At 28.4% G+C, this 23,033-nt stretch carries 22 protein-coding genes; 11 read left to right on the top strand and 11 right to left on the bottom strand.

From position 1 onward, the window contains the following. Window positions 1-30: 30 nt before the first annotated feature. The 3 genes from ABXT45_RS06085 (at window position 31) to ABXT45_RS06075 (ending at window position 3,880) form a co-directional block, all read left to right on the top strand. Window positions 31-1,872 carry a DEAD/DEAH box helicase gene (locus tag ABXT45_RS06085; protein WP_415313174.1) on the top strand — a complete coding sequence of 614 codons (1,842 nt, stop codon included), beginning with the start codon at window positions 31-33 and terminating at the stop codon, window positions 1,870-1,872. 386 nt (window positions 1,873-2,258) lie between these two features. Further along, complete coding sequence (locus ABXT45_RS06080) at window positions 2,259-3,101, top strand: FkbM family methyltransferase (RefSeq protein ID WP_415313172.1); 843 nt, start codon at window positions 2,259-2,261, stop codon at window positions 3,099-3,101. A 212-nt stretch (window positions 3,102-3,313) separates the two neighbouring features. Further along, window positions 3,314-3,880: a sugar nucleotide-binding protein gene (locus ABXT45_RS06075; RefSeq protein WP_415313170.1), complete on the top strand. Its 567-nt coding sequence runs from the start codon at window positions 3,314-3,316 to the stop codon at window positions 3,878-3,880. A gap of 551 nt (window positions 3,881-4,431) precedes the next feature. Here ABXT45_RS06075 and groL read toward each other — a convergent pair. After that, the gene (groL, locus tag ABXT45_RS06070; protein WP_415313168.1) at window positions 4,432-6,099 is read right to left on the bottom strand and encodes a chaperonin GroEL; all 1,668 of its coding nucleotides are present in this window, start codon (window positions 6,097-6,099) and stop codon (window positions 4,432-4,434) included. A 23-nt stretch (window positions 6,100-6,122) separates the two neighbouring features. Continuing rightward, window positions 6,123-6,413: a co-chaperone GroES gene (gene groES, locus ABXT45_RS06065; protein WP_415278084.1), complete on the bottom strand. Its 291-nt coding sequence runs from the start codon at window positions 6,411-6,413 to the stop codon at window positions 6,123-6,125. 123 nt (window positions 6,414-6,536) lie between these two features. On the opposite strand from groES, the gene ABXT45_RS06060 reads away from it, so the two are divergent. The 6 genes from ABXT45_RS06060 to ABXT45_RS06035 are packed head-to-tail and all read left to right on the top strand — an operon-like array spanning window position 6,537 to window position 13,094. Then, entirely contained in the window at window positions 6,537-7,355 is an 819-nt protein-coding gene (locus tag ABXT45_RS06060; protein ID WP_415313167.1) for a TIGR01459 family HAD-type hydrolase, read from the top strand. Window positions 7,356-7,358: 3 nt separating this feature from the next. Beyond that, window positions 7,359-8,276 carry a riboflavin biosynthesis protein RibF gene (gene ribF / locus ABXT45_RS06055; protein ID WP_415313166.1) on the top strand — a complete coding sequence of 306 codons (918 nt, stop codon included), beginning with the start codon at window positions 7,359-7,361 and terminating at the stop codon, window positions 8,274-8,276. Window position 8,277: 1 nt separating this feature from the next. Next, window positions 8,278-10,995 carry an isoleucine--tRNA ligase gene (gene ileS / locus ABXT45_RS06050; RefSeq protein ID WP_415313165.1) on the top strand — a complete coding sequence of 906 codons (2,718 nt, stop codon included), beginning with the start codon at window positions 8,278-8,280 and terminating at the stop codon, window positions 10,993-10,995. Between the two features lie 12 nt (window positions 10,996-11,007). Continuing rightward, window positions 11,008-11,508 (top strand): signal peptidase II, encoded by a 501-nt coding sequence (gene lspA / locus ABXT45_RS06045; RefSeq protein WP_415313164.1) that lies wholly within the window; start codon window positions 11,008-11,010, stop codon window positions 11,506-11,508. Continuing rightward, window positions 11,495-11,947, top strand: coding sequence for a DUF3035 domain-containing protein (locus ABXT45_RS06040; RefSeq protein WP_415313163.1), 453 nt, complete (start codon window positions 11,495-11,497; stop codon window positions 11,945-11,947). The genes lspA and ABXT45_RS06040 overlap by 14 nt, the downstream gene beginning before the upstream one ends. 4 nt (window positions 11,948-11,951) lie before the next feature. After that, entirely contained in the window at window positions 11,952-13,094 is a 1,143-nt protein-coding gene (locus ABXT45_RS06035; RefSeq protein ID WP_415313162.1) for a glucose-6-phosphate isomerase, read from the top strand. Here the strand turns inward: ABXT45_RS06035 and rsmD are convergent. Further along, entirely contained in the window at window positions 13,086-13,652 is a 567-nt protein-coding gene (gene rsmD / locus ABXT45_RS06030) for a 16S rRNA (guanine(966)-N(2))-methyltransferase RsmD (RefSeq protein WP_415313161.1), read from the bottom strand. The two genes, ABXT45_RS06035 and rsmD, sit on opposite strands and share 9 nt — an antisense overlap. After that, entirely contained in the window at window positions 13,649-14,914 is a 1,266-nt protein-coding gene (gene purD, locus ABXT45_RS06025) for a phosphoribosylamine--glycine ligase (protein ID WP_415313160.1), read from the bottom strand. The genes rsmD and purD overlap by 4 nt, the downstream gene beginning before the upstream one ends. Before the next feature lie 21 nt (window positions 14,915-14,935). Between purD and ABXT45_RS06020 the strand changes: the two genes are divergently transcribed. Further along, the gene (locus ABXT45_RS06020) at window positions 14,936-15,124 is read left to right on the top strand and encodes a DUF2093 domain-containing protein (RefSeq protein ID WP_415286181.1); all 189 of its coding nucleotides are present in this window, start codon (window positions 14,936-14,938) and stop codon (window positions 15,122-15,124) included. A 4-nt stretch (window positions 15,125-15,128) separates the two neighbouring features. Here the strand turns inward: ABXT45_RS06020 and ABXT45_RS06015 are convergent, their stop codons facing one another. The 5 genes from ABXT45_RS06015 to ubiA are packed head-to-tail and all read right to left on the bottom strand — an operon-like array spanning window position 15,129 to window position 20,765. Next, window positions 15,129-15,989, bottom strand: coding sequence for a lysophospholipid acyltransferase family protein (locus ABXT45_RS06015; protein ID WP_415313159.1), 861 nt, complete (start codon window positions 15,987-15,989; stop codon window positions 15,129-15,131). Continuing rightward, window positions 15,976-16,920: a tetraacyldisaccharide 4'-kinase gene (gene lpxK / locus ABXT45_RS06010; protein ID WP_415313158.1), complete on the bottom strand. Its 945-nt coding sequence runs from the start codon at window positions 16,918-16,920 to the stop codon at window positions 15,976-15,978. Before lpxK ends, ABXT45_RS06015 begins: the two co-directional genes overlap by 14 nt. Continuing rightward, window positions 16,901-18,163: a 3-deoxy-D-manno-octulosonic acid transferase gene (locus ABXT45_RS06005; RefSeq protein WP_415313157.1), complete on the bottom strand. Its 1,263-nt coding sequence runs from the start codon at window positions 18,161-18,163 to the stop codon at window positions 16,901-16,903. Before ABXT45_RS06005 ends, lpxK begins: the two co-directional genes overlap by 20 nt. Next, window positions 18,163-19,902: an ABC transporter ATP-binding protein gene (locus tag ABXT45_RS06000; RefSeq protein WP_415313156.1), complete on the bottom strand. Its 1,740-nt coding sequence runs from the start codon at window positions 19,900-19,902 to the stop codon at window positions 18,163-18,165. Before ABXT45_RS06000 ends, ABXT45_RS06005 begins: the two co-directional genes overlap by 1 nt. Continuing rightward, window positions 19,902-20,765 carry a 4-hydroxybenzoate octaprenyltransferase gene (ubiA, locus tag ABXT45_RS05995; RefSeq protein ID WP_415313155.1) on the bottom strand — a complete coding sequence of 288 codons (864 nt, stop codon included), beginning with the start codon at window positions 20,763-20,765 and terminating at the stop codon, window positions 19,902-19,904. The genes ABXT45_RS06000 and ubiA overlap by 1 nt, the downstream gene beginning before the upstream one ends. Window positions 20,766-20,817: 52 nt before the next feature. On the opposite strand from ubiA, the gene ABXT45_RS05990 reads away from it, so the two are divergent. Next, window positions 20,818-21,222: a DUF2721 domain-containing protein gene (locus ABXT45_RS05990; protein ID WP_415313154.1), complete on the top strand. Its 405-nt coding sequence runs from the start codon at window positions 20,818-20,820 to the stop codon at window positions 21,220-21,222. On the opposite strand, the gene ABXT45_RS05985 is transcribed toward ABXT45_RS05990, so the two are convergent. Together ABXT45_RS05985 and ABXT45_RS05980 are read right to left on the bottom strand one after the other, a co-directional pair. Then, window positions 21,219-22,193 (bottom strand): quinone oxidoreductase family protein, encoded by a 975-nt coding sequence (locus tag ABXT45_RS05985; RefSeq protein WP_415313153.1) that lies wholly within the window; start codon window positions 22,191-22,193, stop codon window positions 21,219-21,221. The two genes, ABXT45_RS05990 and ABXT45_RS05985, sit on opposite strands and share 4 nt — an antisense overlap. Continuing rightward, window positions 22,193-23,032, bottom strand: coding sequence for a pirin family protein (locus ABXT45_RS05980; protein WP_415313152.1), 840 nt, complete (start codon window positions 23,030-23,032; stop codon window positions 22,193-22,195). Before ABXT45_RS05980 ends, ABXT45_RS05985 begins: the two co-directional genes overlap by 1 nt. Between the last annotated feature and the right edge of the window lies 1 nt (window position 23,033).

Here is a 23,033-nt window from a genome sequence, read left to right as displayed (position 1 = left end):
CCTTAAGTTTTAAAAAATCTAAATACCCAAATGGAAAACTTTAAATTACTAAAAATAGAAGATTCGTTAAAAAATTCATTGGAAAAAATGAATTTTACGAAACCAACTCCAATTCAAGCTATGGCAATACCAGTTGCTTTAGAGGGAAAAGATATTTTAGGAACGGCCCAAACAGGAACTGGAAAAACATTAGCTTTTAGTATCCCTTTAATTAATAAATTAATATTAGATAAAAATGCTTTTGCGTTAGTTATGTGCCCAACTAGAGAGCTTGCAACTCAAGTAATGGCTGCAATTAAGAGTATTATTAGCGATAAAATTAATATTAAAACTGCCTTGCTTATTGGTGGTGAGGCAATGCAAAAACAACTTAGACAACTAGGAAACAGATCTAGAATAATTGTTGGAACACCAGGAAGAATTAATGATCACTTAAAAAGAAAAAGCTTAAATTTATCAGCTACTAAATATTTAGTGTTAGATGAAACTGATAGAATGCTGGACATGGGGTTTACTCCTCAAATAGAATTAATTTTAAAATTTGTTCCAAAGGATCATCAAACCTTATTATTTTCAGCAACATTACCTCAGAATATTGTTAGAATTTCTGAAAGATATCTAAATAAGCCCCAAAGAATTTCAACAGGGTCAACATCAGTTCCTATTGCAAAAATTAAACAAGAAACCCTTCAAGTTTTTAAAGAAAATAAATACGATCAACTAGTAGATCAATTTATAGCAAGAAAAGGATCAATTTTAGTTTTTGTTAAAACTAAAAGAGGTGCTGATAAAATGGTTAAGCGTCTTAAAGAAGAAGGTCATTCAGCTGACGCTATTCATGGAGATCTTCGTCAAAGTAAAAGGGATCGTGTAATTACTTCATTTAGAAAAGGCCTTAAGAGAATATTAATTGCAACAGATGTTGCTGCAAGAGGTTTAGATATTCCATTAATTCAGCACGTAATAAATTATGACCTTCCACAAGTGCCAGAAGATTATGTTCATAGAATTGGAAGAACTGCTAGAGCAGGAACAGAAGGTTCTGCTTTAACTTTTCTTACACCAGATGATAGGTCGATGTGGAACGAAATTAGTAAATTAATTGATCCAAATTTTAAACCTGCGCCACGTGGAGCAAGAGGAGATTCAAGAGGTGGTAAAAGAGGAAAAGCGCCATACAATAAAAAAAGAAAATTCAGAGATGAAAAAAAATCTAGCTATGGAAGATCTAGCTCAACATCAAGAGACGGCGAGAAAAAAAGTTTCGGTTATAAAGGAAAATCTAGTTTTGGAGATAAATCAAAACCATCTAGCTATGGAAGATCTAGCTCAACATCAAGAGACGGCGAGAAAAAAAGTTTCGGTTATAAAGGAAAATCTAGTTTTGGAGATAAATCAAAACCATCTAGCTATGGAAGATCTAGCTCAACATCAAGAGACGGCGAGAAAAAAAGTTTCGGTTATAAAGGAAAATCTAGTTTTGGAGATAAATCAAAACCATCTAGCTATGGAAGATCTAGCTCAACATCAAGAGACGGCGAGAAAAAAAGTTTCGGTTATAAAGGAAAATCTAGTTTTGGAGATAAATCAAAACCATCTAGCTATGGAAGATCTAGCTCAACATCAAGAGACGGCGAGAAAAAAAGTTTCGGTTATAAAGGAAAATCTAGTTTTATTAAAAAAGATGACTCGAAACCAACAGGCTTCACAAATAATCCTAAATACTTTGGAAAAAAAACATCTGAAAGTTCATCCACTAGTGGAGAGAGAAAAAGTTCTAGTTTTGATGGAAAGAAGAAGTTTAAAGGTAGAAGTGATAGACCCAAAAGCTTTACCTTCAAAAAACACAGTCAAAAAAGAGCTAAAGTCTAAGATTTTTTAGATTTCTCTTTTTTATTTTTTCTTTTTTCTTTAAGGCTTAATTTAGGTTTTTTTGCAGTACTTGAGTCTTTAAATGATTTTCCACTGTATCTTTTTGACATATGTCAATCTTATAACGGTTTAATAAAAAAATACAAAACATTCATTTTTAAGATTTTAAACTTTTATAAAACATGTAGGTAGAAATAAATCTTCCAGATATCAGGATAAATACTTCAGCAATTAATAATCCTAAATAAGTCTTTTTTTAACTGATATTGAAGATTATAATTTCTAACACAAAGCACTAAAGCAATCAATATTGAATAATTGATATTTAATATCAATGAGTGTTTAATATTATTTAATATCTGATACTTTCAATATAATCATTAATCATGATAAATAATTATATAAAAAATAAATCACCTTTGGTAATTTGTGATATTGGAGCAAGTCCAGTAGACCCAACACCATTCATTGATGAATTATTTAAAAATGTTAATTGTTTTTTGTATGGTTTTGAACCTAACGAAGAGGAATTTAAAAAATTAAATTCAACAGATAAAAAAAAATATTTTAACTATGCAGTTGGCAATGGTCAAAGTGAAACCTTAAATATTTGTGCTGCTCCTGGAATGACATCAATTTTAGAACCAGATATTGAATATCTTGAATTATTTCATGGGTTTTCAAACTGGGCAAAAGTTAAAAAAAAAATAAAAATTCAAACAAAGAAATTAGATGATATAAATTTTGATAAAAAAATAGATTTTTTAAAGATTGATGTGCAAGGTTATGAGTATGAAGTGATAAAAAATGGAAATAATATAATAAATGATTGCCTTATTGTTCAATTAGAAACTTCACCAAGACCACTTTATAAAAATGAAAAATCTTTTGCACATATATGTCTTCAATTAGAAAATTTAGGTTTTCAATTACATTCATTTAATAAAATCAATACTCGTTGTTTTAAACCAGTAATTTTACAAAACAATATTTACTCTGGTTTACACCATTTGCACCAATTAGATTGTGTTTTTATCAAAAAATTAGATTTATTAGATAAATTTGATTTAGAGCAATTAAAAAAAATAGCATTAATTCTTTTTTATTCCTTCGAATCTTATGATTTAGTTGATTATATAGTATCAAAAATCTCTAAATTAGAAAAAGAAGAGATTATTTTTGAATACAGAAACTTGATGAAAAATATAAAAATAAATAAAAGATATTAAAAAACTATAAAAAGTCCTGACCTTTTTTCAAATTTTCTAATTATTAATCTAACGGTAAAAGTGGATATTCTTTTGTAGAATGTATCGTCTCGAGAGTTTTGATACTCTTGAGTCTTTATTTTCAAAGTTAGGCTCATCATTAGTTAATTATAAATCAGAAAAAAAACCAAAAACATTGCTTCAAAGGTCATTTTCAAATATTCTTGATCCGTATGTCAAAAATAAAAGTTTTAATTATTGGTAAAAACTCAAATTTATCAAAACATTTTCAATATTTCATGAAGAATAAGCCTGAAATTAATTTAGTTTCAATAGGAAGAGAAGAGGGTTTTGATCATAAAAATAATAAAAAGTTTAAAAATTTTATTTTGAATTTTAAACCTGATTTCATATTAAACTTTTATGGACTAACGAACCATAATCAATGTGAAAGGTTGCCAGATTTAGCAAATGAAATAAACGCAATATTTCCTTATAAAATTTGTCAATTATGTAAAAAAATTGAAACTACTTTTGTTCATTTTAGTACAGAGGCAATTCATGATGGAAGGATAAATAAATTACATAAAGTGGAAGATTTACCAAAACCAAGAACAGTTCTTGGTAAAACAAAATTGAATGGTGAAAAATTAATTTTTAATTTTTCAAATTCAATAATATTTAGATTACCCATGTTATATGGTGAATTTTTTAAATCTGGATTTGTTTTCAATTCACTTGTAAATATAAAAAAAAAAAATATTTTTATCTTTGTGATGACATTTATTGTAGTCCAATAAATGCTAAAAAAGTTGTAGATTATGTTTATAAAAAATTAATTTTAGTTAGAGCAAAAAAGTCATTTTTAAAAAGAAAAATTATACAAATTTCTAATAATAAAAGATTTAGTAGATATAGTTTTATTAAAATGATTTGTAATTCAATTTATCTTAAAAAAGATAAGTTTAAAAATCTTAAACTTAAATCAATGCCAGATCAATTTATGGGGTTAAAAAAAAATTAGTTATTAAATCATTTTCTTATAGAACTGCGTACAAAAATTAAGTCAGAATGTAATCAAATTACTAAATGGTAATTATTTTTTAGAACAAAAAAAACCAAAAGTATTCCTACCCTCGGAGTTTTTAAATTTCTAGGTACAAAAGGGTTTTTATAATTTTTAAGTCTAGATAGTCGGGATTTACATTCGCACTACATTCGCATACTTACCGCATGGAATATAACTTATTTAGAAAGTTCACTGCAAAGTTCACTGCAGATTTTATAGTACAGACATAAAAAAAGGGCAGTAAAGACTGCCCTTTTATAAATTTATTTAGAAAGCGTGGGATTACATACCCATGCCACCCATGCCACCCATGCCACCCATGCCGCCCATTCCACCAGGCATTCCACCAGCAGCACCACCAGAATCTTTGTCATCTGGTTTGTCAGCAATCATGGCTTCAGTAGTTACAAGTAATCCAGCAATCGAAGCTGCATCTTGTAAAGCTGTTCTTACAACTTTAACAGGATCGATGATACCTTTTGCAAACATATCAACGTATTCTTCATTCTGAGCATCGTAACCTTGGTTCTTTTTATTTTGTTCAAGTAGCTTTCCAACTACAACTGAACCATCAACTCCAGCATTTAAAGTTATTTGTCTAATAGGAGCTTGTAAAGCTTTAGCCACTAACGTAACTCCAGCTTTTTGATCATCTCCTTTAACTTTAAGTGTAGTTAGACTTTGTGAGGCGTATAAAAGAGCACAACCACCACCAACTACTATTCCTTCTTCAGCAGCAGCTCTAGTCGCGTTAAGAGCATCTTCAACTCTATCTTTTCTTTCTTTAACTTCTACTTCAGTTGCACCACCAACTTTGATTACAGCAACTCCACCAGCAAGTTTTGCTAGTCTTTCTTGAAGTTTTTCTCTGTCATAATCAGAAGTTGTTTCACCTACTTGTTGTTTGATTTGAGCACATCTAGCTTCAATTTCAGATTTTTTACCACTGCCGCTAATAATTGTACTGTTATCTTTATCAACTTTAACTCTCTTACAAGATCCAAGATCTGCAAGTTTAACATTTTCAAGTTTAACTCCAATGTCTTCAGAAATAACCTGACCACCAGTTAAAATTGCAATATCATCAAGCATTGATTTTCTTCTATCACCAAAACCAGGTGCTTTAACTGCAACAACTTTTAAACCACCTCTAAGTTTATTTACAACTAGTGTTGCAAGAGCTTCGCCTTCAACATCTTCAGAAATAATCATTAGTGGTCTACCAGCTTGTACAACAGCTTCTAAAAGTGGAACCATTGGTTGTAAGTTGGTTAATTTCTTTTCATGTAATAAGATGAAAGGGTTTTCTAACTCAGTAATCATTTTATCAGCGTTAGTAATAAAGTATGGTGATAAATAACCTCTATCAAACTGCATACCCTCAACAACGTCTAACTCAGTTTCTACTCCCTTAGCTTCTTCAACTGTAATAACACCTTCGTTACCAACTTTTTGCATAGCTTTTGCAATCATGTTACCAATTTCTTTATCACCATTAGCTGAAATAGTTCCTACTTGAGCAATCTCATCAGTATCTTTTACTTTTTTTGCTGAAGCAATTAAGCTTGCTTTAACATGATCTACTGCTGCATCTATTCCTCTTTTAACATCCATAGGGTTCATGCCAGCTGTTACATATTTTACACCTTCTTTAACAATTGCTTGTGCCAATATAGTTGCTGTAGTTGTTCCATCACCAGCCTCTTCATTTGTTTTGCTAGCAACTTCCTTAACCATTTGAGCACCCATGTTTTCAAATTTATCTTCAAGATCAATTTCTTTAGCAACAGTAACACCATCTTTAGTAATTCTTGGTGCACCATAAGATTTGTCGATAACAACATTTCTACCTTTTGGTCCAAGAGTAACTTTTACTGTGTTAGCAAGGATATCAACACCTCTTATCATTGCCGCTCTTGCTTCAGAGTCGAATTTTACAATTTTTGCCATTTTATTTTCTCCTTTAAATTAAATTATTTGCTCGAAATACCCATAATGTCAGACTCTTTCATTATGCTATATTCTTTGCTGTCTATTTTGATTTCAGTTCCTGACCATTTGCCAAAAAGAACTTTATCTCCAACTTTCACATCCATTGGAATTAGTTTTCCATCTTCAGTTTTTGCTCCACCACCAACAGCAATTACTTTACCTTCTTGAGGTTTTTCTTGAGCTGTATCAGGGATAATTATTCCTCCAGCAGTTTTTTCACTACTGTTTAAAACTTCTATTAGAACTCTATCGTGTAACGGTTTAAATTTCATAAATTCTCCTTTTATTATGCGACTCATATAGCTATTAGGCCAACTATTTCAAGAGATGTTAAAAAAAATATGTGGGGCAAAAAACCAGAGAAATTGTGTTTTTTATAAGTTATACCTCCCATAATGACTAAGAATTTAGATAACGATGGATTAAGATCAATCACAAAGAATTATGACATTTTTTATATCGATTTATGGGGTGTTGTTCATAACGGAATAACTCTTCATAAAAATGCAATTGAAGCTTTAGAAGAAATCACCAAAGCAAACAAAGATTATGTTCTCTTAACCAATGCACCAAGACCCAATAAAACAGTAAATAATTTTTTAGAAAAAATGGGGATGAGTAAAAAAATTAGAGAAAAAGTTTACTCTTCAGGAGAGGCAGCACTGAATTATTTAAGAAAAAATTCTCTAGAAGAAAAATTTTATCACATCGGGCCACCAAGAGATTTTGATTTATTTTTAGATTTTAAAAAAAATAAGACTAATGACATTAAAGAAAGTTCATATTTACTCTGTACAGGTTTATTTGAGGAACAAGGTGTAGATTTAAATTATTACAAAGAATTATTCAAAGATCATATTAATAAGAAAATGATATGCACTAACCCAGATTTAATTGTTGATAGAGGTGAAAAAAGAGAATTGTGTGCAGGGTCTGTAGCTCTTGTTTTTGAAAAAATGGGAGGAGAGGTTATTTATTTTGGAAAACCATTTCCTGAAGTTTATAATCAAGCGATTAACAATGAAGGAAAAAGAGTTTTGTCTATTGGTGACAATTTAAATACAGATATTAAAGGAGCTAATCTTTTAAATTATAATTCTTTAATTATATCAAATGGTGTTCATAGAGATGAAATTAAAGAAGAAGGTATAGATGTAATTTCAAAGAAATATGAAGTTGTTGTAAACTTTATTCAAACAGAATTGAAGTGGTAGAATATGAAGCTGTATAAAGATTTTAATATTGCAAGCAATCATAAAAAATCAATTATCTTGATTGGAAATTTTGATGGTGTTCATTTAGGTCATCAAAAATTGTTTAAGTTAGCAAATACTTATAAAAAAAAATTTAATCTAAAAATTGGTGTTTTAACATTTGAACCAATGCCTAAAATGTTTTTTAATAAAAATTTCAAAAACTTTAGAATTTCAAATGTAAATCAAAAAAAAATAATTTTAGATAATTTAGAGGTTGATTTTATAATTATTAAAAAATTTGATAAAAAATTTTCTGCAATTAAATCTAATTTTTTTATTAAAGAAATTTTATCTAAAAAATTAGAAGCCCAATATATATTTGTTAGTAATAACTTTAGATTTGGCAATAAAAGAGAGGGGGATGTCAATCAATTAATAAAAAATGAAGAAAGATATCATTACAAAATAGTAAAACCGCAACCACTAATCGTAAATAAAAAAGTTATCTCATCAACATATATCCGCTCTCTTCTAGAAAAAGGACAACTAAAAAAAACTAATAAGTTATTAAGTCGAAATTGGTCAATTGAAGGAATTGTTCAAAAGGGAAGGCAGCAAGGAAAAAAAATTGGTTTTCCAACCTGTAATATTGATATTAAGGATTATGTGATTGCTATGCCTGGAGTGTATGCCGTTAAAGTAAAACAAAAAAACTCTAATAAATCACTAAAAGCGATCGCTAATCTGGGTTATAGACCAACTTTTAATCAAAAAAAAATTTTATTAGAAGTACACATTTTTAATTTTTCTGGAAATCTTTATAATAAGTATTTATCAGTAGAGTTCACAAAGTTTATAAGAAAAGAAAAAAAATTCAAAAACGTTGATCAATTAAAAAAACAAATTCAAAGTGACTTAAAAGTTGCTAAAAAAAGTTAATATGAGCAAAGAAAATATAAATTTACCTAAAACAGCTTTCTCCATGAAGGCAAACTTACAGAATAAAGAGCCTGAAATTTTAGAATATTGGAAAAAAATTGATCTTTATAAAGAATTAAGAAAATCCAATAAGGGTAAAGAGAAGTTTATACTTCATGACGGTCCACCATATGCAAATGGAAATATTCATATGGGTACGGCCTTAAATAAAATTTTGAAAGATATAATAGTAAAATTCCATCAAATGGATGGTAAAGATTCGGTATATGTTCCAGGGTGGGATTGTCATGGTCTACCTATTGAGTGGAAAATTGAAGAACAATATAAAAAAAATAAAAAAAATAAAAACGAAGTTCCAATAACAGAATTTAGAAAAGAGTGCAGAGAGTTTGCTCAAAAATGGATTGAAGTTCATAAAACACAATTTAAAAGATTAGGTGTCGTTGGAGATTGGGATAATCATTATGCAACAATGAGCTTTGAAGCAGAAGCCCAAATCGTAAGAGAGTTAGGAAAATTTTTAAAAGAAGGAAGTCTTTATAGAGGTTTTAAGCCTGTTCTTTGGTCAACTGTAGAAAAAACAGCTTTAGCAGATGCTGAAGTTGAGTATCAAGATCATAAATCAGATACAATTTACACAGCCTTCCCAGTTAAAAAAACAAATATAAAAGAATTAGAAAATACAGAAGTTATTATATGGACAACTACTCCATGGACTATACCTGCAAATAAAGCATTAGCTTATAATGAGGCATTAGATTATTTAATAATTGAATTAAGTGATGAAGGAGATTTTAAGAATAAAAAAATAGTAGTTGCAGAAGCACTACTAGAATCTGTTATCAAAGATTGTGAAATCAAAAATTACAATGAAATAAAAAAATTTAAGGGTAAAGATTTTAAAGATACAATTTGTAGTCACCCTTTTTTAGAGCTTGGTTATGATTATGATATCCCAATGCTTGAAGCAAGATTTGTTACTACAGAACAGGGAACAGGTATTGTTCATTGTGCACCTAGTCATGGTCCTGATGATTTTAATCTTTGTTTAAAGCATGGGATAAAAGCCATAGAGACCGTAGATGGTGATGGTAAATATACTAAAAACCTTCCTTTATTTGAGGGAACTCATATTTTCAAAGCTAACCCGATTGTTATTGAAAAATTAAAAGAACAAAAAAAATTATTATCTAATGGAGAGCTAATTCATTCATATCCGCATTCATGGAGATCAAAAGCACCCCTTGTTCATAGAGCAACCCCGCAATGGTTTATTTCAATGGAAAGCCATGGCTTAAGAAAAAAAGCGTTAAAGGCTCTTGATGACACTAAATTTTATCCAGACAAAGGTAGAGAAAGAATAAAAGCAATGATTGAAACAAGGCCTGATTGGTGTGTTTCAAGACAAAGAGTTTGGGGAGTTCCACTTCCAATATTTGTTCATAAAGCCACTAAAGAAATTTTAGTAGACGATAATGTAAATGAGAATATTGCGAGCATTTATGAAAAAGAAGGTTCTGATTGTTGGTTTTCTGATAATCCTCAAAGATTTTTAGGGGACAAATATAAAGCAGAAGATTATGAAAAAATAAGTGATATTGTTGAAGTTTGGTTTGATAGTGGGTGCACACATGCATTTGTTTTGGAAAAAAGAAAAGATCTTCAATGGCCAGCATCAATGTATTTAGAAGGTTCTGACCAGCATAGAGGTTGGTTTCATTCATCACTGTTAGAATCTTGCGGAACAAGAGGTAGAGCGCCTTATGAATCAATATTATCACATGGATTTGTTGTAGATGGCAAAGGTCTCAAAATGTCAAAATCAGTAGGAAACGTAATTGCACCTGAGGATATTTTAAAAAAATATGGTGCAGATATTTTAAGAATATGGGTTGCATCATCTAATTATGCTGAGGATTTAAGAATTGATTATTCTATTTTAGAACAACACGCCGATTCATATAGAAAAATTAGAAATACATTTAGATATTTACTAGGTAACCTAAATGATGATTTCCAAAAAATTGATATGGAAAGTCTAGACATTAAACAATTACCAGAATTAGAGAGATATATGCTTCATAGAGTGTATGAATTAAATAATAATTTTAAAAATTATTTTAAATCTTATGATTTTCACAATCTTTATAAAGAGCTTTTAAATTTTTGCACAGTAGACCTATCTTCATTTTATTTTGATATTAGGAAGGATGCTTTATATTGTGACTCAAAAGATTCTGATAGAAGAAAGAGCAGTATAGTTGTTTTAAATATTATTTTAGAATCTTTAGTTAAATGGTTTGCACCAATACTTTCGTTTACAACAGAAGAAATTTTTACCCTGATAAACAAAGAGAAAAAAAGTATTCATCTTGAGCAATTCGTGAGATATCCAGAATCTTTTCAAGACGAAGAACTGCATAAGAAATGGATAGAATTAAAAAAAATTAGGGATATTTGCAATATAAGCATTGAAGTAAAAAGAGCTAGCAAGGAAATAGGATCAAGTTTAGAAGCTAGCCTAGTTATTAATCTAAATAAAACATTATTCGAAATTTCAAAAAATGTAGATTTTTCAGAAATATGCATCACATCTTCTGCTTTAGTTCATCAATCAATCACAGATGAAACAATTATTGAAACAATTAAGGCCGAAGGAAATAAATGTCCAGTTTGTTGGAAAATCAATCAAGTTAAATGTGAGAGACATTCAGATTAACTAAAAAAGTTGATGAACAAAATTAACTTAAAAAACTTTTATTCAAATTTATTAATTATATTAATAGTTTTTGTATTTGATCGTATAACAAAGTTATACATCCTAAAACTTGCAGAAGTAGAAACTTCGGTTGACATTTATATAACTCCTTATTTGAACCTGTTCTTAATCTGGAACAAAGGAATAGCTTTTGGTTTATTTTCAATAGATGGGAGTGTTATTTATAATTCTATTACAATCTTAATTGGTCTTATCATTATTACTATTTTGTTTATGATGTTGAAGAATAATAACATCCAGCGTTACTTTTTTGCATTAATTGTAGGTGGCGCCTTAGGAAACTTTTATGACAGGATAGTTTATACAGCTGTTCCAGATTTTATTGATTTACATTTTTATGGCTTTCATTGGTTTGTTTTTAATGTGGCTGATATATTTATTACCATTGGAGTTTTTTGCCTTATTTTAGTAGAACTTTTCTTTAATAATAAAAATATAAATGAAAAAAACTAATCCATTAATAGCTTCTTTTTTAATACTTCTTTTTTTAAACTCCTGTGGAACAATTGCAGAAGGGTTTGGAGGAAGTAAAAAAAAGGGAAACGATGAGTTTTTAGTTGAAAAAAAATCTCCTTTAGTGCTACCACCTAGTTTTGGAGAGTTACCAGAGCCTGGAAAGGAACCTGAGAAAAATATAATATCAGATCAAAAAGAAACTTCAGATATTGAAGATATAATTAATCAAAGCTCCTCTTCAAACACTAGTGAGAAAAATGATGATACCAAAAATTCTATTGAGCAATCTATTATTAAAAAAATTAATGAAAAAAAAATTAATTTAGAAGAAGCTGCAGAAATAAATTTAGATAAAACTATAGAGGAAAATGAACAACCAAAAAGAAAAGGGTTTTTTAAAAGTCTAAAAGATAAATTTAACAATCTTGAACATTAGAAAAATGATATTTAAAAATTTTTTAAATATTAAAAACTCTAAAAAAATAAAAAAAGACTTTATAAAATTATTAAAAAATCAGCCGGCATTATTTGAAACTTTTAAATCCTCATATAAATATAGTTACTCAAAAAAAATAGTTAAAAAATATAAAAAATTATCAAATTTAAGAATAATTGGTATGGGTGGATCTGTTCTTGGATCTGAGGCTATTTATGATTTTTTGAAACCTAAAATAAAAAAAAAAATTACTTTTGTTAATAATTTAGATAGTAATGCAGATTATTTTGATAATAAAAATATAAATTTAAACTTAATTATTTCTAAATCAGGAAATACATTAGAGACAATAGTGAATGCCAATGCATTAATTGGTAAAAAAGAAAAAAATATTATTATTACAGAAGCAAAAAATAGCTATCTAACTAACTTAGCAGCAAAACTTAAGGCCGAAATATTTGAGCATAAAAATTATGTAGGAGGTAGGTATTCTGTTTTGTCAGAAGTTGGAATGTTGCCTGCGGAATTAATGAATTTGAGTGAAAAGAAATTTAAGCAATTTAATAATCTTATTAAAAATAATAATTTTATTAATAACTTGGTAAGTAACGTGTCAACCATGTTAAGCTTAATTAAGAGTGGAAAACAAACATCAATAATTTTGAATTATGATGAACAATCTGAAAATTTGTTCAAATGGTATCAGCAACTGATAGCAGAAAGTTTAGGAAAAAAATCACTAGGATTATTACCTGTTGTTTCTTCAATGCCAAAAGATAATCATAGTTTAATGCAGCTTTATCTAGACGGTCCAAATAAATATTTTTATACATTTTTTAATGTTCTGGAAAATAGAAATATAAAAATTAAGAATGATGGTGTGTTAGATACTCATAAGTTTTTGAAAAACCAATCAATAGAAAAAATAAAACAATCCCAAATGATTGCTACTGAGCAAGTCTTTATTTCAAAAAAAATACCTTTTAGAAGTTTCAGAATCTTAAAAAGAAATGAACAGTCTTTAGGTGAACTATTTTGTTTCTTTATATTGGAAACTATTTTACTTGGCCGAGCTTTAAACGTTAATCCATTTGATCAACCTTCTGTTGAGTTAATAAAAATAGAAACAAAAAAAATCTTAAGTTAAAGTATTTCCAAATATAATTTTTGAAATACCATAATTTTTTTCTAAAATTAGGCTAAATTCTTCTGGTAGGTCATCCTCTTCTCTTTTATGTCTGTGAATAATTATGATCCCACCGGAGTTGAGCAATTCTAATTCAGTTATTGCATTCAAGAGAAAAAATAATTTTTTCTCCTTATAGGGAGGGTCCATGAAAATAATATCAAATTTGTCATTTAATAACTTAAGTGTATTTTTTGAAAAAATATCTTTTTCAATTACTTTTGCTTGATTTTGCTGATTTAGATTATCTATATTTTTTTTTAAAATATTTAATACTTCTGAATAGTTCTCTAAGAAGGTAACATTTTTAGCACCTCTAGATAAACATTCGAGTCCAAATGATCCAACACCTGAAAATAAATCTAGAATGTTAGAATTTTCTAACTCTACACTTAATAATTTGGAATGTTTTAATATATTAAAAATTGATTCTTTTGTTGAATCTTTAAGAGGTCTTGTAAGCTTATCTTTAGGTAGAAGAATTTTTTTGCCTCTAAAGCTTCCTGAAATTATTCTCATTCATCAATCACCTTATAACCAATGTCTTTTCTATAGAAACCACCTTTCCAATTAAGGTTTTTAATTAAACTTATAGCTTTATCCCTACTATTTTTGAAATTTGATGAAAGGCTAACAAAGTTAATTACTCTTCCACCATTTGAATAAATCTTATTGTTTATTTTTTTTGTACCAGCGTGGAAAAAATAATCATCTTCACCTAACTCTAGACTTTCAGTATTTGCTATTAAAATTTCATTATTATATTTTTCAGGATAGCCTTTTGAGCATAAAACAATACATAAACTTTTTTTATCATGCCACTCTATATTTATGTTTTTTAGGTTTTCATTACAGCATGCATTTATAATTTCAAATAAATCTGTTTTTAATTTAGGTAAGATAGTTTGACATTCTGGGTCTCCCATTCTTACATTGTATTCAATTAAATAAGGTTCATCTTTAACTATCATTAATCCAGCGTATAAAAATCCTTTATAGTTAGATCCCATTTCTTCCAGTGCTTTAATGGTAGGTTTGATTATTTTATTTAATATTTTTTCCTCTAAGGATTGGTTGAGTAGTCTTGATGGTGAATACGCACCCATCCCACCTGTATTCGCTCCTTTATCGCCCTCTAAAACTCTTTTATGATCTTGTGCGGTTTCAAAGCTTTTGATTTCTTTACCATCACTTATAATAAAATAACTCATTTCCTCACCAACAAGAAATTCTTCAATTAAAATATTTTTTGCTAAACCAAACTTTCCATCAAAAACCTGATTTATTGCTAAATTTGCTTCATTCTTATTTTCACAAATATAAACACCTTTCCCAGACGCAAGGCCATCAGCTTTGACAACAAGTGGGAACTGAGTTTTATCCAGGAATAATATTGCATCATTAGCGTTTTCAAAAATACCAAACTTAGCTGTTGGTATATTGTATTTTTCGCATATGTTTTTAGTAAATATCTTTGAACCTTCTAACTGAGAAGAAATTTTATCAGGGCCAAAAATATTTATTTTTGTATCATTAAAGAAATCTACTATTCCATCAACTAAGGGCTTTTCCGGTCCAACAACTAATAAATCAATTTCATTCTTGATAGAAAATTCTTTGATTTTATTAAAGTCTGAAAAATTAATTTCAATATTTTCTGCTATAGCTGCGGTTCCTGCATTACCAGGAAAACAGTATATCTTATCAACTCTGTGTGATTTTTTGATTGATAAACATAGAGCATGTTCTCTTCCACCACTTCCAATTATCCCAACATTCATATAGATGTATATAAACTAAAAATGAATAAAAAATTAGCAAAATTAAAATATTTACCAAATAACTTTGAAATTATTGAAAATGGTGATCATGTTGTTTGTGCTGTATCAGGAAAATTAATTAGTTTAGAAAATCTTAATTATTGGAATGTCGAACTTCAAGAGCCATATTTTTCATATGTAGAAGCTCATAAAAAAAAAGAGACTAACTAAATTCTTACTTCCATCTATCATGAGACCATATCCATTCGCCTGGATTTTTTAGAATCACTTTTTCTAACCAAATATTAAGATCTCTAGTAATTTTTTCAGCTGAGGAGTTCTGTGAAAATTCCATAGGTTTTTCAATTTTAATATTAAAGTTTACACCATTATTCCTCTCAATAGAAATTGGTACCACTTTACAATTAAATTTTTTTGTAAATTGCGCTGGGATAGTTGTGGTGAATGCTTCCTCATCAAAGAATTTAGATTTTATCCCTTGAGAGACTCTCTGATCTATCATTAGGGCTATAGAGTAACCTTTTTTATATAATCTTAATAATTCTCTAACCCCACTAGTTCCTTTTTTAATTTGATATTTGCAAATATATTTTTTTCTAATTCTTTCCATTAATACGTTTAAGAAAATATTATTTAATGGGCGATATATAGCTGATAGATTTACACCAGATTTTTCAATTTCCATGGCCATTAATTCAAAATTACTAAAATGACCAGAAACAAAAATAACTGGAGTCTTCTCAAGTTTTATTTTTTCAAGAATTTCTTTACCTGCTATATTAATATTTGATTTAAATTGATTGTTTCTAAAACCTTTGAGAAACATATATTCAGACAATGTTCTTCCATAATTATTCCACATATCTGTTGTAATGATTTTAACTTTCGATAGGTCAATTTTTGGAATAGCTCTTTGAATATTTAATTTAATTAAATTATTTGATCTAAAAAGTGGACCAAAAGTTTCAAATAATTTTCCACCAATATAGGATGAAACTCTCAATCCTAAAAATTTAAAAATAATAAAAAGAGATGATATAATTAAGAACTCAAAAAAATATTTAATTTTTTTCATTTAGCTTAAGTAGTTTATTTGTGAGACTTTTTTCATCTGATATATTAAGACTTGATTTGATATAAAGAATTTCATTTCTGCTAAAGTTTTCTAGCCTTAAATAATCCTTTTCTGTAGTTATAATACGTGCATTGTATTTTTTTGCATTAATTATTATTTCATCAAAATCTTTTTTTGAATATTGGTAATGATCTGGATATTCTAAATCACTTACAATCTTTAAATTATTATTTTTCAACATCTCTACAAAAGTTTTGTGATTACCAATACCAGAAAAAACCATGTAACTTTTATTTTTATCAAATTCATTTATGTTTAATGGTGTATATTTTCCAGAATTAATATTCATATTTGGGTTAATTTTTTTGATTTGATCTTTAATGGCAAATAAACTTTCTTCATTTCCATTTAAAAAAACGTTTTCATAAAATTTTAGGTTATTAATACTTTCTCTTAAGGGTCCCGATGGTAATGTTAGGCCATTTCCAATCCAATTTATATTGTTAAAGCAAACAATTTCCATATCATACTTGATAGATTTGTCTTGAAGTCCATCATCAAAAATAGCAACTTCAAAATGTTTTGAAATTGCCTTATCAAGTGCAGTAATTCTTTTTAAGTCACTAAATAAGGTTCCACTTTTACTAAGTAGTTTTTGCTCATCAGTTTGATTAGGGTAAAATTTTTTAATAAAACACGCTTTAACATCATTTTTATCTAAAATTTCTTTTATTTTGATGGCAAGGGATGTTTTTCCAGTTCCTCCAATATAGATATTACCAACACAGATTGTTTTGATTTTTGAATTAGAAAATTTAGGTTTTGACTTTATTTTAGTGATTAAACCTATGATGATTGAAAAGGGTAATAATAAATAGGAAAAAAAAGATGGCTTTTTATAATCCCAAAATTTAGGTTTTTTTAATTTCATTATTAAATAAACTGTTTATCTCATCTTTAGTTTTATGGAGGATTTTTTTTCCTATTTTTACAATTTCTAAATACTTTTTTTTGTTATTGGGCTTAGTAATTAATTTGTCTATTGAACGAGTTAAACTTTTTACCCCATAAACCTTATAAGCAACCTTTAGTTTATTGAGTAATTTATAGGTGTCTTTAAAATTATCTATGTTTGGTCCATACAAAACAGTAGAACCTAAGTTGGTAGGTTCAAGAGGGTTTTGACCACCTTTTCCTGATATTGATTTACCCATAAAAACTATATCAGAAGATTGATAAAATTTTTTTGTCTCACCATATGTGTCCACTAAGTAGATATCTGTATTATTTAATTTTTTTGGTCTTGAGCTGTGCAAAACTATATTTAAATTTAAATTTTTAAATTCATCAACTATTTTACTAACGCGATGAATATGTCTTGGTATTATTATTGTTAATAAATTTTTATATTTTTTCTTTAGGCTTAAATGAACATTTGCACAAATGATCTCTTCACCTGGGTGTGTGCTTGAAGCACACCAAGTTTTTTTAAGATTTATGTTTTTTAAAAAAGTTTTGTCTAGTCTAGTAAATTTAGATTTGTGATTACTAAAAAACTTAAGGTTTCCAATTTTTTTAATTTTTGAGACATTTAATTTTTTAAGGTAATTAAATGTTTCTTCATTTTGAGGATAAGCAATTGAAATATTTTTAAAAACAGAGTTTGAAAATTTTTTTACACTTTTCCACTTTTTAAAGGTTTTCTTTGTAATTCTTGCATTAAGAAGTTTTAATGGAATATTTTTTTTACTAAGAGTCCTGAAGATGCTGGGCCAAATCTCAGACTCAACAAATATTGCAATAGTTGGCTTCCAGTAATTTAAAAACTTATAAGAAAAAAATATAGAATCTATTGGGAAAAATTGATGAATAGTTTTTTTAAAATTAAATTTTTTAAATATTTGAGCAGAACTTAAAGTTGAAGTGGTTATTAAAATTTGATTTATAGATTTGTTTTTCTCAAGCTCTTGAATTAGGGGCAAAACACTTAAAAGTTCACCTACACTTGACCCATGAAACCAAATTAAATTACCATTAATACGTCTTTTTGATGGAAAGCAAAATTTTTCTTTATATCTTTTTTTATCTTCTTTTTTTTTTAAAATTCTAAAAAATATAATTAGTGGAGAGAATATTAAAAATATAGTTATTATTATTTGATATAAAAAAAACATTATTCTTTACGAATTTGTTTCTCGTAGAAATTTTTGTAAAGTTCTGAATTATTTAATAATTCATCATGTTTACCATTTGCTACAACATTTCCAGAATCGATAATGTAAATTTGGTCAGAGTTTAGAATTGTTGATAGTCTATGAGCTATTACAATGGTAGTTCTATCTTTAGTTAATATTTTTAAAGCATCTTGAATTTTACTTTCTGTTTCGGCATCTAGTGAAGAGGTCGCTTCATCTAAAAGAATTATTGGACTTTTTTTAATCATAGCCCTTGCTATTGAGAGTCTTTGCTTCTCACCACCAGATAACCTGATACCATTTTCACCTATTACAGTTTCATATTTATTGGGTAATTTTTCTATAAACTCATGAGAATAAGAGAATTTTGCTGCTGCAACTATTTCTTTATCTGAGACATTATTTTTGGCATATTTAATATTATTTTTTATTGTATCGTCGAATAAGGTCGTATCTTGACTTACAAGTGAAATTTGATCTCGTAAGGATTTTATTTTTACTTTATAAATTGACTGATTATCAATTAATATATCACCTGACTGTGCATCATAAAATCTAGGTATTAAATTTAGAATTGTTGATTTTCCAGATCCACTATGCCCAACTAGTGATGTCATTTTACCACCTGCTATATCTAGATTTACTTTTTTTAACACATCTTTTTCTATAGAATTATATCTAAAATTTAAGTTTTGAAATTTAATTTCTCCATTAACAATATTCATATCTTTTGATCCTTCGTGATCTGTAATCTTATTTTTATTATCAATGATAGGCAGAATTCTATTGGCAGCTGATAGTCCTTGGTTGAAAGTTATGTTTATTGTTGAGAGAGCTCTGACTGGTTGATAAGCTAGCATCATTGCAGCAAGAAAAGAAAAAAAATTACCGATTTCAATATCACCTACAAGTGCTAATTTTCCTGAATAAAATATTAAAATTGCAATCATCACACCAGTAATAGTTTCCATGATTGGAGACATTCTAACATACACTGTATTAATTTTAATATTTTTATCTTTTAGTCGATTCAAGTGATTGTCTGTTCTTTCGCTTTCATAGTCTTCCCTTTGAAATATTTTGATGAGTTTGTGATTTTTAAATAACTCAATCAAGTGTGTATTTAGAAAGCCCGATTTCTCTTGCGCTTCAGTTACAACTTTTCCCATTCTTTTACCGAGGGTTTTTGATGCAATGCCTGCAATAGGTATCATTATTATAGCAATCAATGATAATTTCCAATTTTGGTAAAACATTACAAATAACAATCCAAATAAAGTTAAGCTATCTTTAAATAAATTGAGAACTGCTGTACTAAGCATGTTTGTAATATGACTTACATCATATGTAAGATTAGAAATGAATTTTCCAGAATGTTTTTGATCAATTAGCTGAGTATCTGCGTTAATTAAAGATTTTGCCATTTGTGATTGTAGAATTTTTTTAACTTCTTCAGCAACTTTAATCATAATTGCTTTTGCAAAATAAAGAGCAAATCCCTTAACTGTAAAAGCTACTACTATTGATAAAGGAATTATAATCATTAATGATTGATCTTTTTCAACAAAAATTTTTTTTATAGCAGGATCTAAAAGCCAAGCTATTGAAGAAGTACTTGCAGCAACAAGAACTCCAAAAAAAACTGATAATAATATTTTATTAATAAACTTCTTTGAATAATCTTTATAAAGTCTTTTATAAATTTTTGAATTATTCATTAAAACTTTCCAATTAAAATATTAAAATAAATAAGAAGACCAGTTAAATTATTACTTTTAAAAACCCTCAAACATATTAATGGATTTTTTGAGTTAAAAGATTTTAGCTGATAAAAAAATAAGTGAGCGATCGTTATTAGTAAGCTTGTATAAAAAAAATAATTATAATTCATTATATATCCAACAATTAAAATAGAGAAAATTAAAAAAGCATAACACAATGATATAAATTTTTTTGCTTTATTTTTGAATTTTATTGAAGTTGATTTTACGCCTATAATTTCGTCATCTTTAATATCCTGAAACCCATATATTGTGTCGTATCCTAGTGTCCAAAATATGGCTCCAAGATAAAAGATAATAGCAATTACATTTATTTCACCTTGTATTGCTGTCCAACCTAAAACTAAACCATAATTAAATGTTATCCCTAAAAATAATTGAGGCCAATAAGTAAATCTTTTCATTAAAGGATATGTGAATGCTAGTGGCATAGATCCTAGGGCAAGTAAGATTGTTAAGTTGTTAAAGTTAATTAAAACCAAAAATGCAAGTAGACATAAAATTAAAGTATAAAATATTCCTAATTTTATTGAAACCTGATTGGATGCAATAGGTCTATTTTTGGTTCTTGAAACTTTTTTATCAAATTCTTTGTCAGAAATATCATTTACAATGCATCCTGCAGAGCGCATTAGAACCGATCCTAAAAAAAACAATGATAAATAAAAAAAATAATCATTTAAGTTTTTTGAAAAATCATAAGCAAGAGTTAGTCCCCATGCGCAAGGCCAAAATAACAGCATATAGCCAATAGGCCTTTTCAATCTTGTTAGTTCAATAAAGAGATTTAATTGTTTCATAATAATTTACTTGTAAATAACAAAGGCTAGTTTCATAATCAAATTGATTCGTATGAATATAGATTACACAGTTACAGCATTGATGTTTCCAGCTATTCCTTTGTTGATGAGCGTATATAGCAACAGATTTCACTCATTAAGTAAACTTATTAGGCAACTTCATGATGAACACGTATATGAAAGTCACATTCCACCAGAGTGGAAAAAACAGTTTATAAATTTAAGTGGAAGAATTGTTCTTTTAAAGTGGACTATCATGTTTGCTGCATTTGGCTTTTTATTTAACATGTTAACTGTTTTTGCTCTTTACCTAAATGAGATTTTTGCAGCTAGAATAATTTTTGGATCTTGCTGTTTATCGATGATGATTTCAATTATTATTTTTATGAGGGAAATTCAAGTATCAACAAATGCATTAAAACTACATATGTCTGATATGGATGTTAATTTAGATTAGTTAGGAATAATAACTGCAGGACCCGTTAATAGTCTTGCTTCTAATTCTTCATGAGCTTTTTTAGCATCATCAAGTGAATATTTTTTTGAAATTTCAACTTTAAATTTCCCAGATAAAATTGCATCAAAAACTTTTTTAGCTGATTCAACTAACTCTTCTCTTGTCATAGTGTAATGTGCAATTGAAGGACGAGTAAAAAATAATCCTTTTGCATTAATATGTTTTTTAACATCTATAGTATCAACGTAACCTGATGCGTTACCAAAAGCGACCATCATGCCTCTAACTTTTAAGGTTTCAATCGATCCATCAAATGTTTTAATACCAACACCATCATAGACAACATCAACTTCATTTTTACCTACAATTTTTTCTACCTCTTCAACAAAGTTTGTATCTGTATAATTTATTACATGATGACAGCCATTTTTTTTAGCAATAGCCTCTTTTTCTTTAGAGCCAACAGTTCCAATAACCTCTGCTCCTAATGCATTAGCCCACTGACATAAAATTTGACCAACACCACCAGCAGCTGCGTGGTATAAAACTTTATCACCTTTTTTAATTGGATAAGCTCTGTGTAATAAATATTCAGCAGTTATTCCTTTAAGCATAATACAAGACGCAATTTCGTCTGAGATACCTTCTGGAACTAAAACTAATTTTTCTTGAGGAAATAATTGTTTTTCTGAATAACTTCCAATCGGCATTGAAGAGTGAGCAACTCTATCTCCAACTTTAAATAGATCAACTTCAGAACCAACTTCTTCAATTATCCCACATGCTTCTAGGCCAATTCCACTTGGTAGAGGAATAGGGTACAAACCTGTTCGGTGATAAACATCAATATAGTTAAGACCAATTGATAGATTTTTTATAAGAACTTCTTTTGGGCCTGGTTTGCCGATTTCAATATCTTTAACTTCTAAAGTTTCAGGGCCACCAAATTTTTCTATTTTAATAGTTTTCATTATTTTACAAATGTATCATTATGATAATCTTGAACGGCTTGCAAGATTTCTGCTTTAGTATTCATTACAAATGGACCTCCTCTAGCAATAGGCTCACCAATAGGCTTTCCAGATATCAATAAAAACTTAGCTTTAGTTGAGCTAGAAATTTTTAATTTTTCACCTCTAGTCAGGATAATTAAAGTAGAATCTTTAACAGCATCATGATCTTGATCACCAACTTTAATTTCACCTTCAATTAAGTAAATTAATGAATTATGAGTTGAGGGAAGATCAAAATTAAATTCTTTTCCCTTTTCAAGCTCTACATCAAAATAAACGGGCTCAACATTGTGACCTTTAACGGGTCCTTCTGCATTCTCAAATTTTCCTGCAATCACTTTAACAGTTTTGTCATCATCTTTATGAGTGCTCATTTTATCTGCATCAATATAAATATATTCAGGTTTGGTCATTTTCAATTTAGCAGGCATGTTTACCCATAATTGAAATCCATGAAGCTTACCCTCTTTCATTGCAGGCATTTCTGAATGAATGATGCCACTCCCAGTTTTCATCCACTGAACATCTCCAGCAGTCATTATTCCTTCGCCACCTGTACTGTCTTTATGTTCAAAATCACCAGCAAGCATATATGTTACTGTTTCAATTCCTCTGTGAGGATGAGGAGGGAAGCCTCCAATATAGTCATCTTTATTTTCAGAACCAAATTCATCCAACATTAAAAAAGGATCGTGGTAATCAATAAGGTGAGTGCCAATGCTTCTTTTTAATTTAACACCAGCACCATCTGATGCTGCAACCGGTTCTATTATTTTTTCTACTTCGATTTGGCTCATA

This window comes from Candidatus Pelagibacter sp. Uisw_106, from assembly GCF_047724975.1.
Classification (GTDB): domain Bacteria; phylum Pseudomonadota; class Alphaproteobacteria; order Pelagibacterales; family Pelagibacteraceae; genus Pelagibacter.
The sequence above is the reverse complement of the archived record's forward strand: the minus strand, read 5'-3'. Positions and strand labels throughout refer to the sequence as shown.